The 25,218-nt window shown below is 72.7% G+C and carries 21 protein-coding genes; 11 read left to right on the top strand and 10 right to left on the bottom strand.

Annotated features, from left to right (window positions below; translation table 11 throughout):
* Positions 1 to 44 precede the first annotated feature (44 nt).
* The gene (locus tag Ari01nite_RS01100) at positions 45 to 2,198 is read right to left on the bottom strand and encodes an ATP-binding SpoIIE family protein phosphatase (protein ID WP_203778489.1); all 2,154 of its coding nucleotides are present in this window, start codon (positions 2,196 to 2,198) and stop codon (positions 45 to 47) included.
* 192 nt (positions 2,199 to 2,390) lie between these two features.
* On the opposite strand from Ari01nite_RS01100, the gene Ari01nite_RS01095 reads away from it, so the two are divergent.
* Both Ari01nite_RS01095 and Ari01nite_RS01090 read left to right on the top strand, forming a co-directional pair.
* On the top strand, positions 2,391 to 3,641 hold the full coding sequence (locus Ari01nite_RS01095) for a cellulose binding domain-containing protein (protein ID WP_203778488.1): 1,251 nt from the start codon (positions 2,391 to 2,393) through the stop codon (positions 3,639 to 3,641).
* 464 nt (positions 3,642 to 4,105) lie between these two features.
* A complete protein-coding gene (locus Ari01nite_RS01090; RefSeq protein ID WP_239162386.1) occupies positions 4,106 to 5,428 on the top strand; it encodes a mechanosensitive ion channel family protein in 1,323 nt (440 codons plus the stop codon).
* Positions 5,429 to 5,500: 72 nt separating this feature from the next.
* Here the strand turns inward: Ari01nite_RS01090 and Ari01nite_RS01085 are convergent, their stop codons facing one another.
* On the bottom strand, positions 5,501 to 5,857 hold the full coding sequence (locus tag Ari01nite_RS01085) for a DUF6401 family natural product biosynthesis protein (RefSeq protein ID WP_203778487.1): 357 nt from the start codon (positions 5,855 to 5,857) through the stop codon (positions 5,501 to 5,503).
* Between the two features lie 100 nt (positions 5,858 to 5,957).
* Between Ari01nite_RS01085 and Ari01nite_RS01080 the strand changes: the two genes are divergently transcribed.
* The gene (locus Ari01nite_RS01080) at positions 5,958 to 6,350 is read left to right on the top strand and encodes a hypothetical protein (protein ID WP_203778486.1); all 393 of its coding nucleotides are present in this window, start codon (positions 5,958 to 5,960) and stop codon (positions 6,348 to 6,350) included.
* 4 nt (positions 6,351 to 6,354) lie between these two features.
* On the opposite strand, the gene Ari01nite_RS01075 is transcribed toward Ari01nite_RS01080, so the two are convergent.
* Entirely contained in the window at positions 6,355 to 6,555 is a 201-nt protein-coding gene (locus tag Ari01nite_RS01075) for a hypothetical protein (RefSeq protein ID WP_203778485.1), read from the bottom strand.
* Between the two features lie 64 nt (positions 6,556 to 6,619).
* On the opposite strand from Ari01nite_RS01075, the gene Ari01nite_RS01070 reads away from it, so the two are divergent.
* Positions 6,620 to 7,345 (top strand): hypothetical protein, encoded by a 726-nt coding sequence (locus tag Ari01nite_RS01070; RefSeq protein ID WP_239162385.1) that lies wholly within the window; start codon positions 6,620 to 6,622, stop codon positions 7,343 to 7,345.
* A gap of 91 nt (positions 7,346 to 7,436) precedes the next feature.
* Here Ari01nite_RS01070 and Ari01nite_RS01065 read toward each other — a convergent pair whose 3' ends face one another.
* A complete protein-coding gene (locus tag Ari01nite_RS01065; protein WP_203778484.1) occupies positions 7,437 to 7,901 on the bottom strand; it encodes an SRPBCC family protein in 465 nt (154 codons plus the stop codon).
* A 79-nt stretch (positions 7,902 to 7,980) separates the two neighbouring features.
* Here Ari01nite_RS01065 and Ari01nite_RS01060 point away from each other — a divergent pair, with 79 nt between their 5' ends.
* The 6 genes from Ari01nite_RS01060 to Ari01nite_RS01035 all read left to right on the top strand — a co-directional run bounded on the left by Ari01nite_RS01060 (position 7,981) and on the right by Ari01nite_RS01035 (position 14,514).
* Positions 7,981 to 9,567 carry a phytoene desaturase family protein gene (locus Ari01nite_RS01060; RefSeq protein ID WP_203778683.1) on the top strand — a complete coding sequence of 529 codons (1,587 nt, stop codon included), beginning with the start codon at positions 7,981 to 7,983 and terminating at the stop codon, positions 9,565 to 9,567.
* A gap of 95 nt (positions 9,568 to 9,662) precedes the next feature.
* Positions 9,663 to 10,850 (top strand): glycosyltransferase, encoded by a 1,188-nt coding sequence (locus Ari01nite_RS01055; protein ID WP_203778483.1) that lies wholly within the window; start codon positions 9,663 to 9,665, stop codon positions 10,848 to 10,850.
* Positions 10,851 to 10,944: 94 nt separating this feature from the next.
* Positions 10,945 to 11,853 carry an ABC transporter ATP-binding protein gene (locus Ari01nite_RS01050; protein WP_203778482.1) on the top strand — a complete coding sequence of 303 codons (909 nt, stop codon included), beginning with the start codon at positions 10,945 to 10,947 and terminating at the stop codon, positions 11,851 to 11,853.
* A gap of 1 nt (position 11,854) precedes the next feature.
* On the top strand, positions 11,855 to 12,595 hold the full coding sequence (locus tag Ari01nite_RS01045; protein WP_203778481.1) for an ABC transporter permease: 741 nt from the start codon (positions 11,855 to 11,857) through the stop codon (positions 12,593 to 12,595).
* Between the two features lie 27 nt (positions 12,596 to 12,622).
* A complete protein-coding gene (locus Ari01nite_RS01040; protein ID WP_203778480.1) occupies positions 12,623 to 13,894 on the top strand; it encodes a sensor histidine kinase in 1,272 nt (423 codons plus the stop codon).
* Positions 13,891 to 14,514: a response regulator gene (locus tag Ari01nite_RS01035; protein ID WP_239162384.1), complete on the top strand. Its 624-nt coding sequence runs from the start codon at positions 13,891 to 13,893 to the stop codon at positions 14,512 to 14,514. The genes Ari01nite_RS01040 and Ari01nite_RS01035 overlap by 4 nt, the downstream gene beginning before the upstream one ends.
* Here Ari01nite_RS01035 and Ari01nite_RS01030 read toward each other — a convergent pair.
* Entirely contained in the window at positions 14,503 to 15,237 is a 735-nt protein-coding gene (locus tag Ari01nite_RS01030; RefSeq protein WP_203778681.1) for a TioE family transcriptional regulator, read from the bottom strand. The two genes, Ari01nite_RS01035 and Ari01nite_RS01030, sit on opposite strands and share 12 nt — an antisense overlap.
* Positions 15,238 to 15,302: 65 nt before the next feature.
* Here Ari01nite_RS01030 and Ari01nite_RS01025 point away from each other — a divergent pair, with 65 nt between their 5' ends.
* The gene (locus tag Ari01nite_RS01025; RefSeq protein WP_203778479.1) at positions 15,303 to 16,871 is read left to right on the top strand and encodes a DUF6194 family protein; all 1,569 of its coding nucleotides are present in this window, start codon (positions 15,303 to 15,305) and stop codon (positions 16,869 to 16,871) included.
* A 25-nt stretch (positions 16,872 to 16,896) separates the two neighbouring features.
* On the opposite strand, the gene Ari01nite_RS01020 is transcribed toward Ari01nite_RS01025, so the two are convergent.
* The 5 genes from Ari01nite_RS01020 to Ari01nite_RS01000 all read right to left on the bottom strand — a co-directional run bounded on the left by Ari01nite_RS01020 (position 16,897) and on the right by Ari01nite_RS01000 (position 25,137).
* Positions 16,897 to 22,230, bottom strand: a complete 5,334-nt coding sequence (locus Ari01nite_RS01020; RefSeq protein ID WP_203778478.1) for a DUF4062 domain-containing protein — start codon at positions 22,228 to 22,230, stop codon at positions 16,897 to 16,899.
* 65 nt (positions 22,231 to 22,295) lie between these two features.
* Positions 22,296 to 22,718, bottom strand: coding sequence for a VOC family protein (locus tag Ari01nite_RS01015; RefSeq protein WP_203778477.1), 423 nt, complete (start codon positions 22,716 to 22,718; stop codon positions 22,296 to 22,298).
* Complete coding sequence (locus Ari01nite_RS01010; RefSeq protein WP_203778476.1) at positions 22,711 to 23,553, bottom strand: helix-turn-helix transcriptional regulator; 843 nt, start codon at positions 23,551 to 23,553, stop codon at positions 22,711 to 22,713. The genes Ari01nite_RS01015 and Ari01nite_RS01010 overlap by 8 nt, the downstream gene beginning before the upstream one ends.
* A 4-nt stretch (positions 23,554 to 23,557) precedes the next feature.
* Positions 23,558 to 24,565 carry a Fic family protein gene (locus Ari01nite_RS01005; RefSeq protein WP_203778475.1) on the bottom strand — a complete coding sequence of 336 codons (1,008 nt, stop codon included), beginning with the start codon at positions 24,563 to 24,565 and terminating at the stop codon, positions 23,558 to 23,560.
* A gap of 68 nt (positions 24,566 to 24,633) precedes the next feature.
* A complete protein-coding gene (locus Ari01nite_RS01000) occupies positions 24,634 to 25,137 on the bottom strand; it encodes a hypothetical protein (RefSeq protein WP_203778474.1) in 504 nt (167 codons plus the stop codon).
* Positions 25,138 to 25,218: the final 81 nt, after the last annotated feature.

Genomic DNA, 25,218 nt, shown 5'->3' with positions numbered 1-25,218 from the left:
CTACCACGGGGTTCAATGTCCGCTTTAGAGCGGGTTACCATTACTCAGCGTGCTCGGCCGCTGGCGAGAAGCATTTCGAACCACACCGTGGAGCCGCGCACAGACGGGTCCGTGCCCCACGAGTCGCTGAGTTCCTCGATCAGGCCGAGACCCCGGCCTCGGCTGCTCATCGCGTCGGTGCGGGCCCGGATCACGCTGCCCCGGGTGCCGGTGTCGGCAACCGAGACCAGCAGGCGCTCGGCGTTCAGGTCGATGTGCACCTGCGCGGGGGTGCCGGCATGCAGCAGCGCATTGGTGGTGAGCTCGCTGGTGCACAGGATCGCCGACGCGATCACCGCTTCGGGCACCGACCACTCGCGCAGCCGGGCGGTCATCCACTGCCGCACCCGGCTCGGGCCGGTCGGCTCGGCGGCCACCTGCATGGTGTCGGACCGGCTCAGCGCGACCGCCCGCTCGACCGCGAGTACCGCCACGTCGTCGTCGGTGGGGCCGGGCACCGCGGTGGTGGCCAGCGCGCACAGGTTGCGCGGGTCGCCGCTGGCGGCGGTCGCGGACACCGCGACCAGGGCGTCCAGGCCGTCGTTGAGGGCGCGGCCGCGGCGCTCCACCACGCCGTCGGAGAACAGCAGGATGGTGTCGCCCGGCTCCAGTTGCACCTGGCCGGTCTGCCACCGGCCGCCGAGTCCGAGCGGCGCGCCCGGCGGCACCTTGACCAGTTCGGCCGTGGGCGGCTCGCCGGCCAGCCCGGCGCGGCGCAGCACCGGCGGCGGATGCCCGGCGCTGGCCAGCGTGATGATGCCGTCGGCCGGGTCGAGGACCCCGTACGCGACGGTCACGAAGATCTCCTCGTTGCGCGACTCGGCGCCCAGCGAGCCGACCAGCCGGTCGAGTCCGGCCAGCACGCTCGGCGGCGACGGGTCGGTGAGTGCCAGCGCCCGCAGCGCGGCCCGCACCTGGCCCATCACCGCGGCGGCCCGCACGTCGTGCCCGGCCACGTCGCCCAGCACCATGGCGAGCCGGCCGTCGGCCAGGTGGAACGCGTCGTAGAAGTCGCCGCCCGCGGCGTTGCCGTCGACGCCGACGTCGTAGCGCGCCGCGATCCGGAAGTGGTCCAGTTCGGGCAGGTGTTCCGGCAGCATGCTGCGCTGCAGGAGCTGGGCGGTGCCGTGCTGGGCCTCGAACCTGCGGGCCCGCTCGGCGGCCTGCGCGACCATCTGTGCGGCCGCGTTCAGCAGCGCGCGCTCGGCCGGTAGCCAGGTGTGCGCCGTCCGGTATCCGATGGTCAGCGCGCCGGCCAGCGATGCGGTCTGCAGCGGCAGCACGGCCAGCGCACGGATGCGGCGCTCGTGCCGGTCGGCGGCGACCGGCCGCAGTGGCTCGCCGTCCGCGACGAACGCGGCGCGACCGGACCGGGCGGCGGTGACCAGCGGCGCCCGCGGGTCGTCCGGGATCCTCTTCCACACCGGGGGCAGCCGCTCGTCGGCCTCGTCGAGCATCTCACCGCGGATCCGGCGGACGAAGCGGAACGCGTTGCCGTCGTCGACCGCGAAGACGCAGTGGTCGACGTCGAACGAGGCCATCGCGTAGCCCAGCACCACCCGGGCCACGTCGTCGATGGTCAGCGTGCCGGCCAGCCGTGAGGTGAGCTCGCCGAGGCTCTGCAGCCGGCGGGTCACCATGGTGGTCTCGGCCGCCACGCTCAGCACACCGGCGACCTCGCCCCGGGCGTCGCGCACCACGGTGTGCCCGCGGGTGAAGAACGCCTGCTCCGGCCGGCCGGTCTCGCGGCGGGTCACGGTGAGCTGCGCCTCGGCTTCGAGGTGCGGCTGGCCGCTGCGGTAAACCTCCTCGACCACGCCGCCGAGCCCCGGAACCGCCCACAGCTCGCCGAACCCCTCGGCGGCCGGCCGGCCCAGCGCGTCCGGGTGCAGCGTGCCGATCAGTCCGGCGAACGCGTCGTTGTAGACCAGCACGAACCGCTCGCCGAGACTGGCCGCCATCGGCATGGGCGACGCGAGAACCAGGTCGACGGCGGCGGCGACCGCGGGGTCCCACCGGTCGCGCGCGCCCAGCGGGGTGGCCGACCAGTCGAGGTCACGCATGAGCGTGGCACAATCCGCGCCAGGCATCGACGCCCCGGCCGCCTGTACGGGCAGCGGGGAGATCGTCGAAGGGCGCACCCCACCCGTCCCGGCCATAGTCAAAAGCGTATCCCGCCTCGGCCATTCGGACGATGTCCAGCCGTCCGTCCGTCCGATTCTTGACGGTACGGGCGGTCAATGGTGATCCGTCTGTGCCGTCCGACTCGCGCGTGATCTCACCGTGCGTGATCGGCCGAAACGCCTGTGACCTTGGGAAATGTGAACGGCCGTCACCTATAGTCTCCGGCCGTGACCGACGAGCGCCGCCCGAACCCGCCCAGCGGCGTCCAGGGTTACTCCGCAAATTTCCCGCCGGCCGACGAGACCGCGGTCTTCGACGGCCAGGCGCCGACCGCCGGATGGCCGCCGCCGGCCCCGCGCGGGGAGGTTCTGCCGAGCGACGGTGTGGCGATCGAGTGGCTGCCCTCCTCTCAGGACAATCAGCTGCCGGAGGACGCGGCCGGCGATGGGGAGACCTGGTTCGGCTCCGCCGGCGGTGTCGCGGCGGACGGCTGGGGGAGCGGTCACCGCTATCCCGGCAACGACGCGACGATGTGCTGGGAGCCGGATCCGCACAGCGGCTGGGACCAGGCCGGGCGTGACGAGGATTTCGGGTACGGCGGCGATTTCGGGCGTGGTGCGGCGGTCGGGTGGGTGCCTGCTCCGCGTTCGGCGGTCGGGTGGGCAGCGCCGGATCAGCCTCCGGGTCCGGCCGTCGGGCAGGCGGTGCCGGACCGGCGCCGGGTGCCGCGCCATGGCGGCGAAGGTTTCATCGACCTCGGGGTGACGCGCGGCGTGCCGGTCACCCATCGCGGGCGGCGGCGGTCGCGACGGGTCATGGCGGCCTGGGCGGCCGCGCTCGGGGCCGTCCTGGGCGGCGGCGTCGGCTACGCGGTGCTGCGCGACCCGGAGCCGCCGGCGCCGATCGTGAGCGCCCCGGGACTGGAAGAAACCGTGGAGCCGGGCGTGCTGTTCGGTCAGGACGACCTCGGCGAGCCCGCGGAGCCCGGACTTTCGCCGGTCGCCACGATCCCCACCTCCGCGACCGTGCCGGCACCCACCCCTTCGCAGCCGCGGATCACCACCGCGCCGACCACCGTGCCGGCCGCGCCACCGACCACCGAACCGGTCGCGGTAGCCCCGCCGTCCACCAAGCCCACGCCCAGCGCCACCCCCGTGGTCACGCCCGTGCTCGGCGCCACCCTGCGCGCCGAGGTCGACGACCAGGGCGGCTACCGGGCAACCGTCACCATCAGCAATCCGGGCCCGACCCGGGCCGCCGACTGGACCGTGCGCCTGACCGTACCGGGCGGCAACGAGGTGACAATCTGGGCCGGCAACGTGGTGGCGGCCCAGAACGGCGCGGCCGTCACGTTCACCCCCGCCCCGGACGCGGGGCCGGTTCCGGCGGGCGGTTCGGTCGATTTCACCTTCGGCGTGGTGGGCGCCCTCGAGTCGCTGCCAAACGGCTGCACCATCGACGGCCGCCCGTGCGCCTGATCAACCGTGGTGGCGCGCCTCTTCTCCTGCCGCCGGGCACCGCCACCGCATGCCGGGATCCGCTGGCCACATCGTGGACCTGTCCTGGAAGGTGGACGATCATTCCACCCGCCAGGACGCCAGCCGGAGCAAAAGCCACGTAACACCCTATAAGGCCGCGCCACCGATGGATCGCGGCGAGCTTCTGTTCGACCGGAACACCAACTCTTCAAGATTGCGACTCGGAGCCACCACCCGCCAGACGCCGACGGGTGTCGGCGCTCTGTGGCACTTCACCGGCCGCGGCGGGTTCGGCTGGGCGGGTTCGGTGCGGCGGGTTGGCGGGGTGGCTTTGGTGCGGGGGCGGGCGTCACCGGCTTGGGCAAATCTGTGGGGCGGCTGTCTCGCCGGGCGGATTCGATCGTTTCGTCCTATGGTCGCAAGGGGCCGGCGGACGCCGGCCGACCGGAGCCAGGGAGCACGAAATGACCGGGAACGGGCTGGGTGAAGGTCTCAGCGACATGTGGCGTTCGGTGCTGATGTTTCTGCCGGCGGCGCTGGCGTTCGTCGCGATCCTGGTGGTCGGCTATGTGGTGGCCCGGGTGCTGCGCAAGCTGGTGGCCAAGGCGCTGACCCGGGCCGGCTTCGACCGGGCGGTCGACCGCGGCCGCGTGGGCCGGACGCTGCGCAACGGCAACGTGAGCGCCACCGACCTGTGCTCCAAGATCGTGTTCTACGGTGTGCTGCTGTTCGCGCTGCAGCTGGCGTTCGGGATCTGGGGGCCGAACCCGGTCAGCGACCTGCTGACGGCGCTGATCTCCTGGCTGCCGCGGGCGTTCGTGGCCATCGTCGTGATCGTGGTGGCGGCCGCCATCGCCGGCGCGGTGCACGACCTGATCTCCAGCGCGCTGGGCGGCCTGCCGTACGGGCGGGTGCTGGCCCGCGCCGCCTCCATCGTGATCATCACGCTCGGCGTGATCGCGGCCCTGGACCAGATCCAGATCGCTACCTCGGTGACCCAGCCGCTGCTGATCGCGGTGCTGGCCACGGTGGCCGGCGTGCTGATCGTGGGCGTCGGCGGCGGCCTGATCCGCCCGATGCAGCGCCGCTGGGAGACCTGGCTCGACCGGGCCACCCAGGAGTCGGCGGTGATCCGCGACCACGCCCGCGCCTACGCCGACGAACGCCGCCGTGCCGAGGACGAGGCCCGCGCGGCAGAGGCAGCGGCAGCAGCGGCGGCGGAGGAGACCCGCGCGGCAGAGGCAGCGGCAGCGGCGGCGGAGGAGACCCGCCTGGCGGAAGAAGCCCGGCAGGCAGAAGAAGCACGCGAGGCCGAGGCGGCAGCTGCGGACGAAGCCCGCGCCGCAAAGGCCCGCGAGGCCGAGGCGGCGGCGAAGGCCGCCGACGACACCCAGATCATCCCGCCGCGCCAGCCCGGCCCGGGCAGCCGGACGGCGGCGACCGATCGCACGGACGCGGACCGCACACAGCCGGTGCCGAGCCGGGCGGAGGCCGCCCCAGCAGACGCGGATCGAACGCAGGCGTTGCCGAGCCGGGCCGGCGACGAAGCCCCCACGGAAGCGGACCACACGCAAGCGGACCGCACCAACCCGGTGCCGGGGTTCGGGCGGGCCGGTGACGACGCTGCCGATCCCGAGGCGACCACCGTGATCAGCGCCGGCGCGGCCGACACCACCATCGTCAACCCGGGGCCCAACGACACCGTCGTGATCGGCAGCGGGACCGAGGACACGCAGGTGATCCGGCCCGCCGAGGTCGAGGAGACGAAGGCTCGCCGCCGCAAGTAGGCGGGGCCGGCACCAGGAAGTTCCTGGCACCGGCCCCGGATGACGCGGACAGCCTGTTTCAGTGGCGGTGGATCAGTTCGCGGCGGGCAGGGTAAGAGCGAGGGAGCACACCGCCAGCAGGCGGCGCAGCACCCAGTCGTTCTCGGACCAGTCGATCGCGTCGACCGGCGGGCGCCAGCCGTGGGTGAAGGCCGCGTCCCGGACACCCTCGGCGTAGGCCGCGAGGATCACCGGGGTCAGCGGGCGGACGTCCGCCGACAGGCTGTCGCGGATGCCGGCGGTGTGCTGGTCGACCACGGCCATCAGGCCGGGGTTGCCCTCGGCGGCGGCGAGGCCGCTGACACCGACGGTGTCGTGCAGCTCGGCCAGGCAGGCGTAGGCGGAACGGAGGGCAGCACGGGCGGCAGCGCCGCTGAACAGGCCATTCATGAGAAGTAAAGCTAGGTAGCCCGGGGTAGTCCACGGGTCTGGCCATGGTGCAGGTCGGTTGAACCTAAAAGGGGCCGGCCACCGAGAAGCGGAGGAGCCGATGGACGAGCCGGACGAACTTACCGTGCAGGCGCTGGGCAAGCTCAGCGAGGCGCTGGAGACGGTGGAGCGGGCCCGCGGGCACCTGTACTCCATGCATCAGCTGACCGGCACCGCCGACTTCCAGCTGGACGAGGCCGTGTCGCTGTTCATGCAGGCCGGGCACGAGGACACCGCGGAACGGATCCAGCGGGAGCTGATCGGGCGCAACGTGACGCCGGGCCACTGGACGTTCCAGCTGGTGGAGGAGTACGACGACGGCTACTACGCCGATTTCCGCGCGATCGAGAGGGCGGCCCGGGACGAGCTGGCCCAGGGCCGGCGACACCTGCACGAGGCCGAGCTCAAGGAACGCCGGCGCACCCACGGCCGGGCCGGGCACGAGGCCCGGTAGCGGGCTATTCGACCGTCTCGGGGCGGCGGCGCTGGGCGTCGTCGGCCAGGATCACCGTGGCGACGAGCAGGGCGACCACGACGGCGAAGAGCCAGGACGCGTCGTTGACCAGCTTGGCGGCCAGCGGGGCCTGGAAGGAGGCCAGCAGGAACCCCAGCCACGCGAAGCGGCGCTGACTCTCGGAGAGGAAACCGGCAGAACGCATTCGGACAGTTTGCCGCGATGGGGACGGAACGCCGTCACCCGTTCGGCCGATTCTGCGTTGTCCGATGGTGCCCCCTGGATTGCGCCCGCCCGGCTCAAGATTGCTGGCGATCGTCGCGTTTCTGCTGGTCGCCGGGTGTGCGCCGGGCGATGAAAGGCGGGCTGAGCGGGTGGTCACGCCAGGTGCCGAGCATGTCGCGGTGGGTGCATTGGGTGGCCGTACGGGTGCCTACCTCACCCTGAGTGACGCGGCCTCCCGGGTACGTGTGGTCCTCACGACCCTGCCCGGTCTGCTCTACCGGATCAGCACCCCGGCCGGCTCGGGACTGGCGCCGCGGGTCAGCGGCCGGGACGGCCGGGTGCAGGCCGCGCTGCTGCCCACCGGCGGCAACGGCCCGGACGAGGTGCGCATCGTGCTCAACCGGGATGTCCGCTGGCACATCCGGTTGCCGGCCGGCGCCGGTGAGCAGCAGCTGGACCTGCGCCGGGGCCGGGTCACCGGCCTGGGCCTGGGCGCCTCGGGGCTGATCGAGATGCAACTGCCGCGGCCGGCCGGCACGGTGCCGGTGGTGCTGGAGTCGGCCGCCGGCAGCGTGGTGGTGACCGCCCCACCGGCCGCACCGGTGCGGGTGCAGTTGACCGAGGGCGCCGGATCAGCGACCGTGCCGTGGCAGCCGCCCGGACCGGCGCCGGCCGGCGCGGTTCTGCAGTCACCCGCATTCCCGGCGGCACTGGACCGCTACACGATCCGCGCCGAACAGGGCGTCGGCGCACTTATCGTGCGCCGATGACAACGGCCGACCACCGGGCCGGAAGCCCGGTGATCGGCCAATGGTGCAGCCACGTCCCGGTGTGCACCGGGACTCGTCTTTACCCGTACCTCTAAATGCCGGGACGGTCGATCTGACCGCGCCATGCGTCGGTTTCCACACCACCGCGCTTTTCGATGAATTCCTTGAAGCGACGCAGGTCGCCCTTCACCTTGCGGTCCACGAAGCCGAGTTTGTCGCCCGCGGTTTCCACCAGATCGTGCGGGTGGAAATCCATCTGGACGGTGACCCGGGTGTGGTCGTCGTCGAGCCGGTGGAAGGTCACCACGCCGGCCTGGTTCTCGCCGTCGGTCGACTTCCAGGCCACCCGCTCGTCGGGTAGCTGCTCGGTGATCTCCGCGTCGAATTCGCGGCTCACGCCACCGATCTTCGTCTTCCAATGGGTGTGCGTGTTGTCGAGCTGGCGCACTTCCTCCACGCCGTCCATGAACCGGGGGAACTCCTCGAACTGGGTCCACTGGTTGTATGCGGCGCGCACGGGCACGTCGACATCAACGGACTCGGTCACGGTGCTCACGTGAATCCCTCCTGTTTCTTTTGTCCCGCCGTGGTAACTCAGAACGTGCCCGGGCAAGCCGGGCCTAAACCGATGGAGAATCGTGGACGCGATCGTGATCGGCGCCGGCCACAACGGTCTGGTCGCCGCAAATCTGCTGGCCGACGCGGGCTGGTCAGTGCTGGTGCTGGAAGCGACGCCGCAGCCCGGCGGCGCGGTGCGCTCGGGTTTCGTGACCGCGCCGGGCTATCTGAGCGACCTGTTCAGCTCGTTCTTCCCGCTCGGGTTCGCCTCGCCGGTGCTGCACGGGCTGGACCTCGACATCACCTGGCGGCACGCGCCGGACGTGCTCACCCACCTGCTCCCGGACGGCCGGGCCGCCACCATCAACCGCGATCTGGACGTCACGGCGGCCTCGATGGAGCAGTTCGCGCCGGGTGACGGCGAGCGCTGGCGCCGGGTCTACCGGGAGTGGGCCGGGCTGTCCGGCAACCTGGTGGCATCGCTGTTCGCGCCGTTCCCGCCGGTGCGTGCCGGCCTGGCGCTGGCCCGGCAGGTGCGGGTGGCGGGCGCGCTGCGGCTGGGCCGCCGGCTGGTGCTGCCGGCCCGGCAACTGGCCGCCGAGTTGTTCCGTGGCGAGGGCGCCGCGCTGGCGCTGACCGGCTGCGCGCTGCACACCGACCTCGCGCCGGACGACGCCGGCAGCGGGGTGTTCGGCTGGCTGCTGGCGATGCTGGGCCAGGAGGTCGGCTGGCCGGTGCCGGCCGGCGGCGCGCAGCGGATCACCGACGCGCTGGTGTCCCGGCTGGAGAGCCGGGGCGGCCGGATCGTGTATTCGGCGCCGGTGGAGCGGGTGCTGATCGCCCGCGGCCGGGCCGTGGGCGTGCGGAGCGCGGGTGGCGACTACCGGGCCACCCGGGCGGTGCTGGCCGACGTCCCGGCGCCGGCGCTCTACCTCGACCTGGTGGGCCCGCGCTGGCTGCCGCCGCGGATGGTCGAGGATCTCGAACACTTCCGCTGGGACGGCGGCACCATCAAGATCGACTGGGCGGTCGACGGCCGGATCCCGTGGCGCAACCCGGCGGTGGCCGGCGCCGGCACCGTCCACCTGGGCGCGGACATGGCCGGGCTGAGCCGGTACGCAGCCCACCTCGCGGCCGGTGACCTGCCGCCCGACCCGTTCCTGCTGCTCGGCCAGATGACCACGGCCGATCCGTCGCACTCACCGGCGGGCACCGAGTCGGTGTGGGCCTACACCCACCTGCCGCACCGGCGGGACTGGCCGGCCGACGAGATCGCGGCGCACGTCGAGCGGATGGAAGCCGTGCTCGAGGACCACGCGCCGGGCTTCGGCAAGCTGGTGGCGGGCCGGAACGTGTTCGCGCCCGGCGACCTGGAACGGGAGAACCCGTCGCTGGTCGGCGGCGCCCTCGGCGGCGGCACGTCGGCCGCCTACCAGCAGTTGTTCCTGCGTCCGGTACCCGGGCTGGGTCGGGCGGACACGCCGGTCGACCGGCTCTTTCTGGCCAGCGCGTCGGCCCATCCGGGCGGCGGGGTGCACGGTGGCCCGGGGGCGAACGCGGCCCGCGCGGCGCTGGCCCGTAACCGTCGCCTGACCGGTGACCTCTACCGGCGGGTGATCGGCGCGGCGCACCGGACCGCGTACGAGACGGGTACTCTGCGTTAGGCGCCCTGGTCAGAAGGCTGCGGCACCCGGTGATGTTTACCGATTTCGACGTCGGGCATGGAACCCGCGTACCGCAGCCCGACCGGAGGGACCACGTGCGCATCGCGATGATTTCCGAGCACGCCAGCCCCTTGGGCGACGGCGGCCAGCACACCCATGTCGCCGACCTGTCCGCCGCGCTGATCGAGCTCGGTCACGAGGTACGCGTCTACACCCGGCGCGACGACCCGGCGGCGCCCGACGAGGTGACCGTTCCCGGCGGCACCCTGGTGGTGCACGTGCCGGCCGGACCGGCCCGGTTCGTTCCGCCCGACCTGCTGCTGCCGCACCTGGGCGAGTTCGCCCGGTGGCTCGGTGAGAGCTGGCGGGTCGGCGGCTGGATGCCCGAGGTGGTGCACGCGCACTTCTGGACCAGCGGCCTGGCCGCGGTGACCGTGGCCCGTCAGGTCGGCGTCCCGGTCGTGCAGTCGTTCCACGAGCTGGGCGAGATCGAGCCGGGCGACGGCAAGCCGTCCCGGTCCGGCTACGAGCGGGCGCTCGGCCGCGCGGTGGACCGGGTGGTGGCGCAGAGCCAGGACGAGGTACGCGGCCTCGTGCGCATCGGCGTGCCCCGGGCCCGGCTCACGGTCGTACCGGCCGGCGTGGACAGCATCCGGTTCTCGCCGGAGGGCCCGGCCGTCGAGCGCGACCCGGAACGCCCCCGCATCCTCTCCGTCGGCCGGCTGGTCGAGCGCAAGGGCTTCGGCGACGTCATCCAGGCGATGCGGTACGTGCCCGGCGCCGAGGTGGTGGTGGTCGGCGGCCCGGCACCGGAGCAGCTGCCCGCCGACCCGGGCGCCCGGTCGCTGCGCGCACTCGCCGAGAAGTTCCAGGTGGCCGACCGCTTCCGGCTGGTCGGCCGGGTGCCGTTCGGCGAGATGGCGCGCTGGTACCGCTCGGCCGACGTGCTGGTGGCCGCGCCCTGGCAGGAGCAGTACCAGGCGTCCGTGCTGGAGGCGATGGCCTGTGGCGTGCCGATCGTCGGTACCGCGGTGGGCGGCCTCACCGACACCGTGGTCGACGGGCTGACCGGCGACCTGGTGCCGGCCCGCGACCCGCGGGCGCTCGGCAGCGCGCTGCGCCGGCTGGTCAACGACAAGGTCCGGCGGTTCGCGTACGCCACCGCGGCGCTCGACCGGGCCCGCCAGGCGTACTCGTGGAAGCGGGTCGCCGCTCAGGCCGGCTCGGTCTACGCGACCGTCACCGGGCTGCGCAAGGGCAGCAGTGAGGCCGTCGCGTCATAAAGTCGCGTCGTAATACCGGGTCCACCAGTTGGTGGATACGAATGCCCGCTTGCCGGTCGATCCGGTGGACCCGTGCAGCTGTGAATCTCGATGCATGGCAGTTATCGAGGTCCAGAAGCTTGAGAAACGCTACGGGGACACGGTCGCGGTGCGGGACGTCTCGTTCACCGTCGACCGTGGCGAGATCTTCGGCATCCTCGGCCCGAACGGCGCCGGCAAGACCACCACGGTGGAGTGCATCTCCGGCCTGCGCACGCCCGACGGCGGGCGGATCGACGTTCTCGGCCGGGAGCCGGGCGACCGGGACCTGCGCCGGCTGGTCGGGGTGCAGCTGCAGGACTGCGAGCTGCCGGAGCGCCTCGGCGTGGCCGAGGCGCTCCAGCTCTACTCGTCGTTCTATCCCGACCCGGCCGACTGGCGGGCGCTGGCCCACGACCTGGGCCTGAGCGACAAGCTCGGCACCAGGTTCGGCAAGCTCTCCGGCGGCCAGAAGCAGCGGCTGTCCATCGCGCTCGCGCTGATCGGCAAGCCGCAGATCGCGATCCTGGACGAGCTGACCACCGGACTCGACCCGCAGGCCCGCCGGGACACCTGGGACCTGATCGAGTCGGTCCGCGATTCCGGCGTCACGATCCTGCTGGTCACCCACTTCATGGAGGAGGCCGAGCGGCTCTGCGACCGGATCGCCGTTATCGACGGCGGCACGGTGGCGGCGCTGGACACCCCGGCCGGCCTGATCGCCGGCCTGCACGTGGAGCAGCGCATCCGGTTCCGCCCGTCCGACCCCGTCGACGACGACCTGCTGCGGAAGGTGCCCGGGTTCCGCGACGTGCGCCGGCACGGCACCCAGATCGAGGTCGTCGGCGAGGGCAACCTGCTGTACGAGGTGACCGCGATGCTCGTGCAGCACCAGATCATCCCCAACGACCTGCGGATCGAGCAGGCCAGCCTGGACGACGCCTTCGTGCGGCTGACCGCCAAGGCCGGCACGGAGGAGAACTGAGATGACCGCGTTCACCAAACTCACCATCACCGAACTCCGGCTGCTGCTGCGCGAGCCGCTGGCGACGTTCTTCTCGGTGTTCTTCCCCAGCATCCTGGTCGCGATCCTGGGCGCCGTCCCGTCCTTCCGGGAGCCGGGCGAGGAGCTCGGCGGTCTCCGGGTGATCGACCTGTACGTCGGCATCGCGGTCGTGCTCACCCTCGCCATGCTCGCCCTGCAGGTGACGCCCGGAGTGCTGTCGACGTACCGGGAGAAGGGCATCCTGCGCCGGCTGGCCACCACACCGGTGCCGCCGGCCGTGCTGCTCGGCGCGCAACTGGCCGCCGCGATGATCACCGCCCTGGTGTCGGTGGCGCTGGTGCTGGCGCTGGGCCGCATCGCGTACGCCGTGCCGCTGCCGGCGAACCTGCCCGGTTTCGCGTTGGCGTTCGTGCTGGCCGCGCTCGGCATCTTCGCGGTCGGCCTGTTCATCTCGGCGGTGGTGCCCAACAGCAAGGCCGCCACCGCGGCCGGCACGCTGCTGTTCTTCCCGATGATGTTCTTCGCCGGCCTGTGGACGCCGCGTCAGGTCATGCCGGAGATGCTGCAACGGGTCAGCGACTTCATGCCGCTGGGCGCGGGGGAGCGGGCCCTGCACGAGGCGATGACGGGACACTGGCCCAACCTGCTGTCGGTTACGGTTCTGGTGGGCTACCTGGCGGTCTTCGGAGTGGCGTCGGCCCGGCTGTTCCGCTGGTCCTGACGCGCTCACGGGGAGGATGGTGTTCAGATGTCGGACATCGCGCGGCTGGAGCAGTGGCGTAACAAGGTCGACCGCAAGCTGCTGCACCTGCCGTACGCCGCCCTCGCCTGTTCCGTTGCGCTGCTGCCGGCCGGCGCCGCGATCGGGGCGCCGCGGCAACCGTGGCAGGTGATCGCGAGCGTGGTCGCCGTCACCGTGGCGTGGCTCTTCTACTTCGTCGACCTGCGGCCTCGCTGGGACGACCGCCGCCGCGCCGTGGTCTTCTTCGCCGGGCTGACCGTGCTGACCTTCGCGCTGGTCTGGTGCAGCCCGTTGTTCGGCTTCTTCAGCTGGTGCGGCTACCTCTTCACCAGCTTCGCGTTCCGCACCCGCATCGCGCAGATAGCCGGTAACACGTTCGCCGCGATGGCCACCGCGCTCGCCCAGGTCGGCGGTTTCTGGATCCTCTCGGCGCCGGAGGCGTGGGGCTTCTTCGGCATTGTGCTGCTGTTCAACCTGGTGATCGCCAACTCGATGGCGTTGCTGACCGACCGGATTGACCGGCAGACGACCAAGCGGGCCATGATGATCGACGAGCTGGCCGAGGCGAACGAGAAGCTCGCCGCGGTGGTGCAGGAAAATGCCGGCCTGCACGCCCAGCTGCTGATCCAGGCCCGGGAGGCGGGCGTGCTCGACGAGCGGCAGCGGATGGCCGGCGAGATCCACGACGTGCTGGCCCAGGGCCTCACCGGCATCGTGACCCAGCTCGAGGCGGCCGACGCGGCGGCCGACCGGTCCGCCGACTTCCGCCGGCATCTGGACACCGCGAAACGGCTGGCCCGGGACAGCCTCACCGAGGCGCGCCGGTCGGTGCAGGCGCTGCGGCCGCAGACCCTGGACACGGCCGAACTGCCCGAGGCGATCGGCGAGGTGGTGACGGCGTGGAGCGGGTTGCACGACGTCAGCGCCGAGCTGATCACGACGGGCACGCCGCGGGCGCTGCTGCCCGAGATCGAGACAACCTTGCTGCGTACGGCTCAGGAGGCGCTTGCGAACGTGGCCCGGCACGCCGCGGCCGGCCGGGTGGCGCTGACGCTGTCCTACATGGAGGACGTGGTGACCTTGGACGTGCGGGACGACGGCGCCGGCTTCGACCCGGAAGTTCCGCGGCTGGTCTCGGCCGAGGGCGGCTACGGGCTGGCGGCCATGCGCGAGCGGCTGCTGCGGATCGCCGGCACCCTCGAGATCGAGTCCGAGCCCGGTACCGGCACCGCGCTGTCCGCCTGCGTGCCCGCCATCCCGGTCGGGGCGGCGGCATGATCGGCCTGGTCATCGTCGACGACCACCCGGTGGTGCGGGACGGCCTGCGCGGCATGTTCGCGGGCGACGACCGGTTCCGGGTGCTCGGCGAGGCGGGCAACGGGCGCGAGGCACTGGCGGTGGCCCGGGCGATGGACCCGGACGTGGTGCTGATGGACCTGCGCATGCCCGAGATGGACGGGGTGAGCACCATCAAGGCGCTGCGCGAGCAGGGTTCGCGGGCCCGGGTGCTGGTGCTCACCACCTACGACACCGATCGGGACGTGCTTCCCGCGATCAAGGCGGGCGCCACCGGTTACCTGCTCAAGGACACCCCGCGCGAGGAGCTGTTCCGGGCCGTCACGGCGGCGCACCGGGGCGAGTCGGTGCTGTCGCCCGCGGTGGCCGGCCGGGTGCTGGGTTCGCTGCGCTCGCCCGGCAAGGAGCCGCTCAGCCAGCGCGAACTCGAGGTGCTGACGCTCATCGCCCGGGGCAACAGCAACCGCGAGGCGGCGACCCAGCTGTTCATCAGTGAGGCGACAGTCAAAACCCATTTGCTGCACGCGTACGCGAAACTGGGCGTCCGCGACCGCGCGGCGGCCGTGGCCGCGGCGTTCGAGCAGGGACTGCTAAGCCGCTGATCCCCGGCCCGGCTTCTCCGCGCCGGGGTCGCCGGCCGGCGGCTCGGCAGCGAGGTATGTGTCCAGCCGGGCGGCCGCGGTGAGCATCGCGCGGCCGCGGGCGGTCAGCCGGCGCCGCCAGTCCGCCAGCGAGGCGGCCAGCGGTTCGGCGCCGCCCGCCTCCTGCACGTGCCGCACCACGGTCGCGATGTGCGCCAGCGGATAACCGCCGCGGCGCAACAGGTGCGCGAGTTCGGCGTCGCGGACGTCCGCGACGCGATAGACGCGGTAGCCGGCCCGGTCGCGCTGCGGGGTGAGGATGCCGGCCCGTTCCCACTTGCGCAGCGCGGCGGCCGTGACGCCGAGCCGGTGCGCCACCGCCCCCACCGGCAGCGGCCGGTCCGGCCGGTCGGCGGGCGGCCGGTCGAGCAGCAGGCCCACCGCCGACTCGACCGCGTCCAGGGTCTGCCGGTCCCGGGTCAGCTGGGCGTGCCCGGCGTCGATCGCCTGGAACGCGGCGTCCAGGTCGCCGCGGTGCACGGCCCACATGACGGTGCGCGCGGCCGGGTAGCCGTACGCCGGCACCAGCGCCAGGAACGCGGCGAGCGCGCCGGCGTGCCGCTCGGTGTAGACCCGGTAGCCGCTCGCGGTGCGGCCCGCGGCCGGCAGCACCCCGGCCGCCTCGTAGTTGCGCACGGCCTGCGCCGAGATGCCGTGCTCCTTTGCCAGCTTTTGAGGGTTCAGGCCATCCTCCCGGGCTAGGCTCCGCCCAAACTATCAACAGCAAGTTCAACGATACGGTCAAAGCCATGGAGACTTTCCTGGCAACCCGGCCCGGCCTCGAGGTGCTCGCGCTCGGCGAGCCGACCCACGGTGAGCCGGCTTTCCCGCGCCTGCGCAACCACATCGTCAAGCGGCTCGTCGCCCACGGGTTCCGCTCCATCGCCGTCGAGTCCGACCGGATCGCGGCGCTGGCCGTCGACGACTACGTCCGCGGCTTCTCCGGAACACTCGACGATGCGCTGGCCACCGGCTTCAGCCACCGGCTGGGCGAGGTCGCGGCCAACCGGGAGCTGCTGACCTGGATGCGCACCCACAACGAGTCGGTCCCGGCCGGCGAGCGGCTGTCGTTCCACGGCTTCGACGCGCCGCTCGAGATGGTCAGCGCGCCCAGCCCCGGACCGTACCTGCGGCACCTGAGCGACCACCTCGGCGGTGCGGTCCCCGACCTGGACCGGTTGATCGGCGACGACACCCGGTGGAGCTCGACCGAGGCGCTGATGGACGCCGCCAAGTCGGTGGGCCGGTCCGCGGACGCGGTAACCCTGCGGATCATCGCCGACGACCTGCTGACCCTGCTCGACACCCGGCCGGCCGGGCCCGGACACCGGCGGGCCCGGTTGTACGGCGAGACCGCCCGGTGGCTGCTGCGCTACCACGCCGTCGCGGCCGACCCGGCGCCCGGTGCCGAGCGCACCTCGCTGCTGCTCGGCGTCCGCGACGCCTGGATGGCCCGGAACCTGCTGGACCTCCGGGTCGCCGAGCACGGCCGCGGCCCGACGCTGGTCTTCGCCCACAACCGGCACCTGCAGCGGCACCCGAGCACCTGGCACCTGGCCGGCATGGACCTGGAGTGGCAGCCGGCCGGCGCGACCGTGTCCGCGACCCTGGGCCGCCGGTACGCGTTCGTGGCCGGCAGCCTGGGCGCCTCGGTCGCTCTCGGCCTCGGCCAGCCGGCCGCCGGAACGTTCGAGGCCGGCCTGTCCGGTGACCTCGTCGTCGACGCCGCGGCCATCGACCGCGACCGCGCGGCCCGCCCCGGCGCGGCCGACTACTTCCCGCTGGACGCCTCGACGGTCGCCGGCTGCGACGCCGTGTGGCACGTCGACCGCTTCCCGGCCGCGGCCGAGGAGACGGCCGCCCGCCTGGCGGCGCTGCCCGAGGTGGCCGAACTGGTCGGCGGCCCCGAGGCGGGCACCCCCGAGATGGCCTGGGACGAGCGGTTCTACTTCGTGGGCCCGGACCGGCGCAATCCGTTCGCCACCATCGTGGGCCACGACCTGCCCGGCTTCGACGACGAGTCCCGGCTGGACCGGATCGGCGTCTTCCGGCTCAACGTCGAGCTCGGCAGGATCCACTTCGAAGAGGTGTTCGGCTATCCGCCCAAGGACTTCCCCGACCACCGCGACCAGGTGGATTTCGCGGCCCTCGACCGGATCGTGCCGCACCCGGTCTACGCCACCCACGGCTGGGCCAGCGTGCTCAACCCGGGCCCGGCCGCCGAGCCCGCCCTCACCCGGCTGCTGGCGAACGCACACCGGCGCGCCACCGACCGGGCCCGGCTGCGGGAAACGCGCCGGCCGAGCTCGCCGCGGTAGGTGCCGGACACCGGGTGTGGCCGGCTCAACTCGAGGCGAACTCCCGCAGGGTCTCGGTGGCCAGCCTGCTGAGGACCCGTTCCCGCTCGTCCTCGCTGAGGCTGGTGAGTGGCTCGGACGGCTTGTTGAACGCCTGGAACCCGGCCAGTTCGGGGATCTCAGCGATCACGCTGTGCCCGGCGATCAACGGCCACACCCGGCAGCCGTCGCTCCGCGACGCCGCCAGCAGCCGGGGCAGCTCGACCTCGGTGATGAACTTCGACGCCAGGAAGCTCGCGCTGACCACCAGGATGGCTACCTGAGCCCGGTCCAGCGCCGATTCGATCTCGTCGCGCCACCTGTCGCCCGGGTTGAGCTTGGTGTCGACCCACACGTCGAGCAGGCCCCGGGACTCGAGCGGGGTCATGTGCCGGAGCAACCGGGCCAGCAGGTCGGCGTCCTCGTGGCTGTAGCTGATGAAGATCTGTGACCGCGGCGCCTCGTCGCGCTTGCCGGTCGCCCGGACCAGGGCCGTCCGCTCGCGCTGCCGCAGATAGAACAGTAGGAGTGGATTCTCCACCACGAGCTGCCGGGAATGCGGGTCCAGGAACAGATGCTGGCGCAGCACATCGCCGACCGGTCCCTCGAAGCCGTTCGGGAACGGTTCGAGGATTGCGGTCCGGATGTCCCGCGCCACCGCGGGATCCTCCCGCTGCACGTCGTCGAGGGCCAGTACGCCGTCCGTGCCGGCCAGCCGCAGCAGCAGGTCGACGCAGGTGCGCCGCTTGTCGCCGTCGAGCCGGCAGAACAGGTGCACCACGTCCTGGTAGGTCGCGTGCAGGGCCCGGTCGAGGTATTGCATGGCCCGGTCGATGCCGTCGGTGATGACCATGTGCTGCTCGGCGGTCCGGTCGATCCGGCTCAGCTGGGCGATGTGCAGACAGAGGATCTGCGCCACGTTCAGGCTGCCGGCCGCCTGCCGCACGATCTGGCCCGCCTGCTCGAACGTCACGTTCAGTGCCTTCTCGCCCCGCCGGATCATCTGCAGCACCAGGTCGTCGTCCACCTTGGGCAGCTGGAAGATCTGGATCCGGGTGCCGAGGTCGTGTCCGAACCGGACCAGGTTCCGGCCGGTGTCCGGTATCCCGACGATGAGCAGCTTGCGGTCCTCGTCGCCACGGTCGGCCAGCAGCTTGAGATAGTCGGCGACCCGGCCGCGCAGCTCGGCCGGTAGCCGGTGGAAGTCGTCGACCGCCACCGTGCCGTCGTGATCGCCGCCGAGAATCTCCAGGAGCCGGGGCCGGTGCCTGGGATCGCGGGCGGACAACTCCTCGACCCGGTATCCCTCGTCCCGGAGCTCCTCGAGGCACGCGTGCACCAGGCTGGTCTTCCCGATGCCGGTCGGTCCCTCGATCACGATGCCGAGGCCGGGTTGCCGTAGGGCCATCCGCAGCAGGTCGTAGTCCGGCGGCTCGACGAAGGTGTGTACCGGCGGCCCGTTCCTCCGGAAGACAGAATCGATCTTGAGGATGACCTGCGGAAGGTCGTCCTCGACCGGCTCTTCCGCCGCCGGCTCGGCGAGTTCGGGTTCCGGCACCGGGAGGTCCGGCAGCCGCGCCGGATCGGCGTCCGGCAGCCAGGTCAACGCCTGCCCGCTGATCGCGCGGACCAGCGGATCCGGTGCGTTCGCCGCCAGTTCCCGGACCAGAGCGAGGATGTCGTGGTCGGCCGTCGCGGCGCGGCACAGGGCCTGTGCGGCCGCCACGCGCACCGCCTGATCGCCGTCCATCACCGCGTCGATCAGGACCTGGCGGGCCTCGGCGTCCTCGGTGTACCGGCGGCCGAGCAGCCGCACCGCCGTCACCCGAATCCGGGAGCCCGGGTCCTTGGTGCGCTCCAGCAGGGCCGCCCGCATCGGTGCGACCGGCCCGAAAGCATCGACGTACGTGAGCGCCAAGGCCTCGATCACCGCGGGGTCGGCTGCGACTCGGACCCGGTCGACGAGGCGCGCGCCGAAGTGCTCGTCTGTTTGCGGACCTCTGACGAGATCCGCCAGCACCTCCTGGACGGTCTCGGCAGCCAACCCCGTGTTGATCCGGCCCAGTTCCGGCCTGCCGAGGGCGTGCGCGACCAGAACCTGGGTGGCGGCAGCCCGGACCGCGGCATCAGCGTCGGCCTCGCCGAGCCGGCCGAGCAGAAGGACGGTGGGCGCCAGGAGGACCTGCTCACCGAGTGCGGTGACGGCCGCGGCCCGTACCGTCGGCGACGTGTCGGACACCGCGGCGACCAGGGCCAGCTCGACGGTCCGGCGGTCGTCGGTGTCGGCGGTGCCGAGCGCCGTCACGGCCGCCGCCCGGACCGCCTCGTCGGGGTCCGTGCCGGCGCACCCGATCAGCGTGGGCACGTGCTGGATGAGGGCCAGTACACCGCGCCGGACCTCGGCCGCCTCATCGTTGCGGAGGGTATGGCCCAGCGCCTCGAGCACGGCGGCGTCGGCCGGGAGCACCTCGGCGGCGGTGCGGGCCACGGCCAGCCGGCTGCTCGCCGCGGTATCCGTGCGCAGGCGGCCGAGCAGGATGTCCCGGACCTCGTCGGCCGCGCCGAACCGCGTGGCGAGTGCGTTGGCGGCAATACCGAGCACGCCCTCGTCCTCGTCCGCTTTCAGCCGGTCACGGAAGAAATCGGACCCGGCCCGGTCCGCCAGGAACGCGACTCCCACCTGGCGGACCGACCCGTCCGATTCGCCGGGCACCCGGGCCTGCAACAGCGGGCCGGCGTCCTCGTCGCCGGGCCCGAGCGCCTCGACGGCTGCGGACACGACGGCGGCGCTAGGGTCGGACTGTATTCGCTCGCGCAGGGCGACCCGTACCGGTTCGGCACCGGCGTCGCCCTCCGCCGCGACGACCGCGGCCAACCGCACCGTCGGATCGGCATCGCGCACGGCCTCGAGCAGGGTCTCCTGGACGATCAACGGCTCGACCCGGCTGTGCGACAGAACGGCGAGGGCCACGACCCGGACCGGCGCGCGCTCATGGTGAGCGGCCCATACCAGCGCGTCCTTGGTCGGATCGTCGTCCGCGAACGACAACGCGAGCGCGACCAGCGCCGCCGAGCGGACCGTGGCGTCCTCGGCACCGCGTGCGTGGGCAAGCAGCGGAGCGCGGATGTGGGTGTGCGTGTCCGTGGCAGTCCACCGCGGCCGGAGGGCCAGGGTGGCCAGACCGGCGATCGCGGCCCGCTGAGCGACCGGATCGCCGGTGCGAAGCTCGTCGGCGAAGAGTTCGTGCACACTGTCGGCCGCCTTGGCCAGGATCGCGGCGATCCGGGCGGCCGGCGTGGCGACACCGTCCCACCGCAGCCGTACGCCGCGGCGCCGGTACCACTCCAGATAGGTGCGCCGCCGGGGCCAGGCGGCTCCGCAGGCCTTCACCGCCGGGACGAGTTCGTCCTCGATCAGGGTCACGGTAGCCGGGTCGTCGATGGCCACACAGTGCTCGAGCAGCAGGATGATCCGCCCCAGCACGTGCTGCGCGGCCGCTCTCACCTCGGGGGACTCGAACCGGTCCACCTCGCCGAGGCAGCGGACGGCGAGTACCAGGTAGCCGGGCGGCGGATCGAGCGGGCCGGGCTGCCACGACTGGCCCGCCCCGTCGGCGAGCAGGCGAAGCATCGCGGCGGCATCCCGCTCGGGCAGTCTCCCGGCGACCAGCCGGAGAACCTCGTGCCAGGCCGGGATCGCCCAGCGGTCGGTGTAGAGGGCGGTCAACCGGTCGAGCGGCCAGGTGGCAACGGCCCGGGCGCAGAAGAACTCCAGGAAGGAGCGGTGCGTGAAGCGGTAGTTCTCCGCGTCGTCCCGGCCGAGCAGGAAGCTGCGCTCCTCGAGCCGGCGGATCATCGTCTCGGCCGCTACCACCGACCCCGGTTCGTCCAGCGACAGCCGGTCGGCCAGGTGGGCCGCGGCGAGCGCGACGAGATCCGTCGGGGCGATGCTGTCGTCCGGGAAGATCCGGACCGCGAGTCCGGCCAGGAACTCCGCGATCACCGGCGGTTCCGGATCGGTCCCGCCGAGGTGCCGGGTGGCGTCCCAGTGGTCGAGGAGCACGTCGGCGGCCTGCTCCAGCGCGGGCCCGCGGGCCCGCGACCGGCCCTGCCCCATGATTGCCAGAACGGTGAGCAGCAGCGGGTTGCCGGCCAGGTCGGGGCCGGCGGCCGCGGGCGGCAGGTCGGGGCCGGACCGCCCCAACCGGCGCCAGCGATCCCACAGCTCGTCGCTGCGGCGCTGGTCGAGGCGCTGGATGGTGAAATGCTCGAAGCCGGCCAGCGGACGGTAGCCGGCGGCCCGGCTGGTGACGATCACGCGTACCTGCGGGAACTGCTCGGCGAACGTGTCGATCCGGTCCGCGGTCCGGGCCCGCAGGTCCAGGTCGGCGATTTCGTCGAGGCCGTCGAAGAAGGCGACTGCCGGCCCGCCCCGGTTCAGATATTCGAGCAGGTCGTCGCGGTGCAGGCCGCGCACGTCCAGGTAGTCGAGCACGTCCTGGCCGGACAGTTCGCGCAGCGGGATCAGCGTGGGCAGATGCCCGTCCAGGGCCGCCAGCCTGTCGTCGGCCGGCCGGCCGGTCCGCGCCAGGGCGATGACGAGGGCACGCACGGCCGTCGACTTGCCTGCCCCGGGATCGCCGAGCAGCACCAGCCGCCGGTGCGCCGGATCGGCCACGACCTCGAACAGCTCGCGCTCGGGCCCGGGCGGGCCGGCGCGGACAGCCGGCTCCACGAAGACCGACTCGAGCCGCACCTGGAGGAAGTCGGCCGGGGTCAGCGCGTCGAGATCCAGGTTCAGATTGCCGACGCGCAGCATCGTGTAGTAGCGCCGCAGCGTGTCCGGAGCCAGCGTGCCCAGCCCGCCGACGGGCTGCCCGGTCGAGGCCAGGAAGCGGGTCAGGTCCGCGGTCACCGCGGTGCCGAGATCCCCCGGCCCGCGGAAGGTGACGCACGGGTGACGCTCCTCGAGCCCGGCCCGGAACGCCTCGACCTGGGCGGCGGCCGGGCCGGTGTCCATGAAGGAACGCGGCCACGGCGCATCCTCGTCGAGGAGGAAGACCAGAACGGGCTTGCCGAGCCGAACCGCCTCCCGGTATTCCAGCTCCGTGATCGACCGGTCCGAGCCCGGCGGCACGTAGCCGTACCGCCAGGCCACGACGACCACGCAGATGTCGCTCTCCCCGACACCGGCGAGGCATTTCGCCAGCGGCCGGCGCTCCTCGGCCAGCGAGGCACCCGCGGAAACGTCCTCCAGGCCGAGGCGGCGCAGCGCGAGCGCCAATGCCGCGCGGCACTCCACCAGATCGGAGTAGGTGGCGGAGAGGTAGACCTTGGTCACGAAGCGATCCCGTCACAGACGTCGAAACCGGGCGTCGGGGACGGGCCGACAATACCGGTGCCGCGCTACGGAGCGGAACCGCCGCGTGGCTCGCCGCGGTAGGTGCCGAACGACCACAGGTTGCCCTCCGGGTCGCGGCAGGCGAACTCGAACGAGCCGTAGTCGGTGGAGGCCGGTTCGCGGATGATCTCGGCGCCGGCCCGGACCGCGCGCTCGTGGATCGCCTTGACGTCGTCGGTGACCGCGTACGCGCCGAACGTGCCCGGGCGCAGCGCCCACCTGTCGTCGTCGCCGCGGCCGGCGGAGCCGAGCATGATGCCCCCGCCCGGCGGCCAGCTGAGCTGGCAGTGGTCCACCCGGTCGCCCTCGCCGTAGACGGCGGTCTCCTCGAAGCCGAACACGTCGACCAGGAAGCGGATCAGGGCACGGGCGTCGGCGGCCCGCAGCGTCGGCCACACCTGCGGTGGCGGAGTCCGGTCATCAGTCATACGCCCGATCCTCGTCCGGCCGGCCCGCCCCGGCTTGGACAAAACCGAACTCGTCGGCGAGCCACCGGGAAGGCGTGCAGCCGGCCAGCGCGTGAAACTCGCGTACCAGATGGGATTGGTCGGCGTAACCATGCAGAGCCGCGACATCCGCGAGACGCCCGGTGGGCCGCAGGGCCCACCGGGCCCGGTCGAAGCGGGCCACCCGGGCCGCCTCCTTGGGACGCAGGCCGAACTCGGCCCGGAACCGGTCGGTGAGATACCGCCCGCTCCACCCGATCTCGTCGGCCACCGCGGCCACCGGCGCCGTGCCGGCCAGCAGCCGGCGCCACGCGTACGCGATCTCGGCCGGCACCCCCGGCCGGTCCTCCCGCGGCAGCCGGCGCAACACCGCGTCGAGCGCACCGAACCGCCCCGGCCAGTCCGCCGCCGACCGCACCCGGTCCCGGATCTCGTCCACCAGCCCGTCGCCGAGCACCGCCGCGGCGTCCACGTCGAGCCCGGCCACCTCGGCCGCCGGCAGCCCGAACAGGGCCCGGCACCCGTGCGGCCGCAGCGCCACCTGCAGCCCCGACTGCCGCCCGGGATGCGTGATCAGCGCCGGCCGCAGATGCAGCCCGCCGAGCAGCGACCGATAGCTGCCCGGCGGCTGCCCGGGGTCCGGGTGCGCCGCGATCTCCAACGGCTCGTCCATGGTGAAAATCAGGGTGAGGTACGGCGAGGGCAGCCCACGATGCTTCGCCGGCGGCAGCCCGCGCTGCCGATAGCCGGTGTAGAACGCGACGTACGGGCGCAGAGCGGCACTGGGCCGCACCTGCGCGTACTCGTCGACGCTCACCCGATCAAGGGTAGGGCGAGTCCAGCGTGAACGGCGTCCGTGCCAGGTCCAGCACTTCCGCGGGAAAGCGCGGCCCTTCGGTGTAGTAGCGGGCGCGGGTGCGGCCGACCGGGGCGAGCAGGCCGGCCGTGGCCAGCTCCCGCAGATCGCGTTGGGCCTGCTGAAGCGTGAGGTTCTCGGCCTGCTCGTATCGCGTCCGGCGGACCCGGCCCCCGACCGCGACGTCGTGCAGCGCGGACACGACGCGTTCGTCCAGCCCGCCGCGGTCCGCGAAGGTGGCAAGCAACTCCCAGACAGCGGCCGACCGGTCCATCCGGTGCCGGACCGCCTGCGCCTGCTGGTGGTAGGCGGTCAGGTTGAACCGGACCCAGCCGGAGACGTCCTGGTCGGGCCGATAGACGGCGCCCCTCCGCTGGAGTTCCCGGTAGTACTCCCAGGTATTGCCGGGCCGGCCGAACCACGCTTCGATCGAGGAGAACTCGGGCGCGAGGACTCCTTCGCGGGCGATCAGGAGCGTCTGCAGCGAACGTGACATCCGGCCGTTGCCGTCGGCCCACGGGTGGATCGACACCAGGTGCAGGTGCGCCATCGCGGCGCGGATCAGCGGGTGGGCGTCGTCGCCGGCGTTGAGCCAGTCGACCAGTTCGGCCATCAGCGCGGGTACACCGGCCGCCTCAGGGGCGGTATATGCGGCGACCTGCGGGTCGCGGGGATCGGTGACGTAGACCGGTCCCGCCCGCCACTGACCGGCTGGCTTGCGCTTCGTGTGGCGGTGCCCCTGCAGCATCCAGTGCAGGGCGTTCAGCAGTCCCTTGCTGTACTCGAAGTCGGCGACGTCGTGCAGCGACTGCACGTAGGTCATCATGCGCTGGTAGGCGAGGGTCTCCTCGCGGTTCTCGTCGGACACGTCGACGTCGCGTTCGCCGTCCATCAGGTCCTGGACGTCCTGGGTGCTGACCCGAAAGCCCTCGATGGAGTTCGACGCGGCTACGGCGTAGAATGACGCAATCATTGCGTCAACCGTGCATGGACGCGCTGCCAGGGCCCGGTCGAGGGTCGGCGGGCCCTGCCGAGGGGGTGTCAGTCGGCGAGGGCCTTGGCCAGGTCGTCGCGGAAGACGCGTTCGGTTTCGGTGATGGACTCGCCGCCCAGACCCAGGACGCCGCCGGTGGAGGCGGCGGTCACCACGCTCTCGGCGATCTCGACCAGCCAGTGCTTGTACGTCTCGGCGTCGGCCGGCTCGGCCTTGGCGGTGAGCAGAGCGTTGGCCTCGGCGGCTCGGCCCAGTACGTCCTCGGCGTAGCCGATCGGGTCGCCGGGCTCGATCACCGGGGGCTCCTCGCCCAGGTCGGGGTCGGCCACCTCGGTGACGATCGCGCCGGCCACCGCGGACACCAGCGGACTGGCCGACAACCGGGCGTCGGCGATCACGTCCAGCCCGGCCGCGGTCTCGGCGCGGGTCTTGCGGGCGCTGTCGGGCGTGGCCACGCTGGCCGCGGTCAGGACCGACTGCGGCAGGCCGACCAGCAGCCCCCACTCGGCGTCGGTGAAGCCCAGCGACGTGTACAGCGGCTCGTCGGTCACAACAGGTTCCTCACGTTTCATGGGGTCGAACACGTGTGATCCTCTTACCCCACCGGGTCGCGGGGTACCCGTTTATTCGGC

The organism is Paractinoplanes rishiriensis, assembly GCF_016862375.1.
Taxonomy (GTDB): Bacteria; Actinomycetota; Actinomycetes; order Mycobacteriales; family Micromonosporaceae; genus Actinoplanes; species Actinoplanes rishiriensis.
Note: the sequence above shows the minus strand (reverse complement) of the source record. Positions and strands in the feature narration are given on the sequence as shown.

Excerpts from the sequence above, each read along its gene's own strand:
- Ari01nite_RS01100 (WP_203778489.1), bottom strand. The coding sequence starts at position 2,198 with ATGGCCGGGACGGGTGGGGTGCGCCCTTCGACGATCTCCCCGCTGCCC.
- Ari01nite_RS01050 (WP_203778482.1), top strand. The coding sequence starts at position 10,945 with ATGGCAGTTATCGAGGTCCAGAAGCTTGAGAAACGCTACGGGGACACG.
- Ari01nite_RS01040 (WP_203778480.1), top strand. The coding sequence starts at position 12,623 with ATGTCGGACATCGCGCGGCTGGAGCAGTGGCGTAACAAGGTCGACCGC.
- Ari01nite_RS01025 (WP_203778479.1), top strand. The coding sequence starts at position 15,303 with ATGGAGACTTTCCTGGCAACCCGGCCCGGCCTCGAGGTGCTCGCGCTC.
- Ari01nite_RS01085 (WP_203778487.1), bottom strand. The coding sequence starts at position 5,857 with ATGAATGGCCTGTTCAGCGGCGCTGCCGCCCGTGCTGCCCTCCGTTCC.
- Ari01nite_RS01045 (WP_203778481.1), top strand. The coding sequence starts at position 11,855 with ATGACCGCGTTCACCAAACTCACCATCACCGAACTCCGGCTGCTGCTG.
- Ari01nite_RS01005 (WP_203778475.1), bottom strand. The coding sequence starts at position 24,565 with ATGATTGCGTCATTCTACGCCGTAGCCGCGTCGAACTCCATCGAGGGC.
- Ari01nite_RS01015 (WP_203778477.1), bottom strand. The coding sequence starts at position 22,718 with ATGACTGATGACCGGACTCCGCCACCGCAGGTGTGGCCGACGCTGCGG.
- Ari01nite_RS01090 (WP_239162386.1), top strand. The coding sequence starts at position 4,106 with ATGACCGGGAACGGGCTGGGTGAAGGTCTCAGCGACATGTGGCGTTCG.
- Ari01nite_RS01075 (WP_203778485.1), bottom strand. The coding sequence starts at position 6,555 with ATGCGTTCTGCCGGTTTCCTCTCCGAGAGTCAGCGCCGCTTCGCGTGG.
- Ari01nite_RS01035 (WP_239162384.1), top strand. The coding sequence starts at position 13,891 with ATGATCGGCCTGGTCATCGTCGACGACCACCCGGTGGTGCGGGACGGC.
- Ari01nite_RS01070 (WP_239162385.1), top strand. The coding sequence starts at position 6,620 with ATGGTGCCCCCTGGATTGCGCCCGCCCGGCTCAAGATTGCTGGCGATC.
- Ari01nite_RS01080 (WP_203778486.1), top strand. The coding sequence starts at position 5,958 with ATGGACGAGCCGGACGAACTTACCGTGCAGGCGCTGGGCAAGCTCAGC.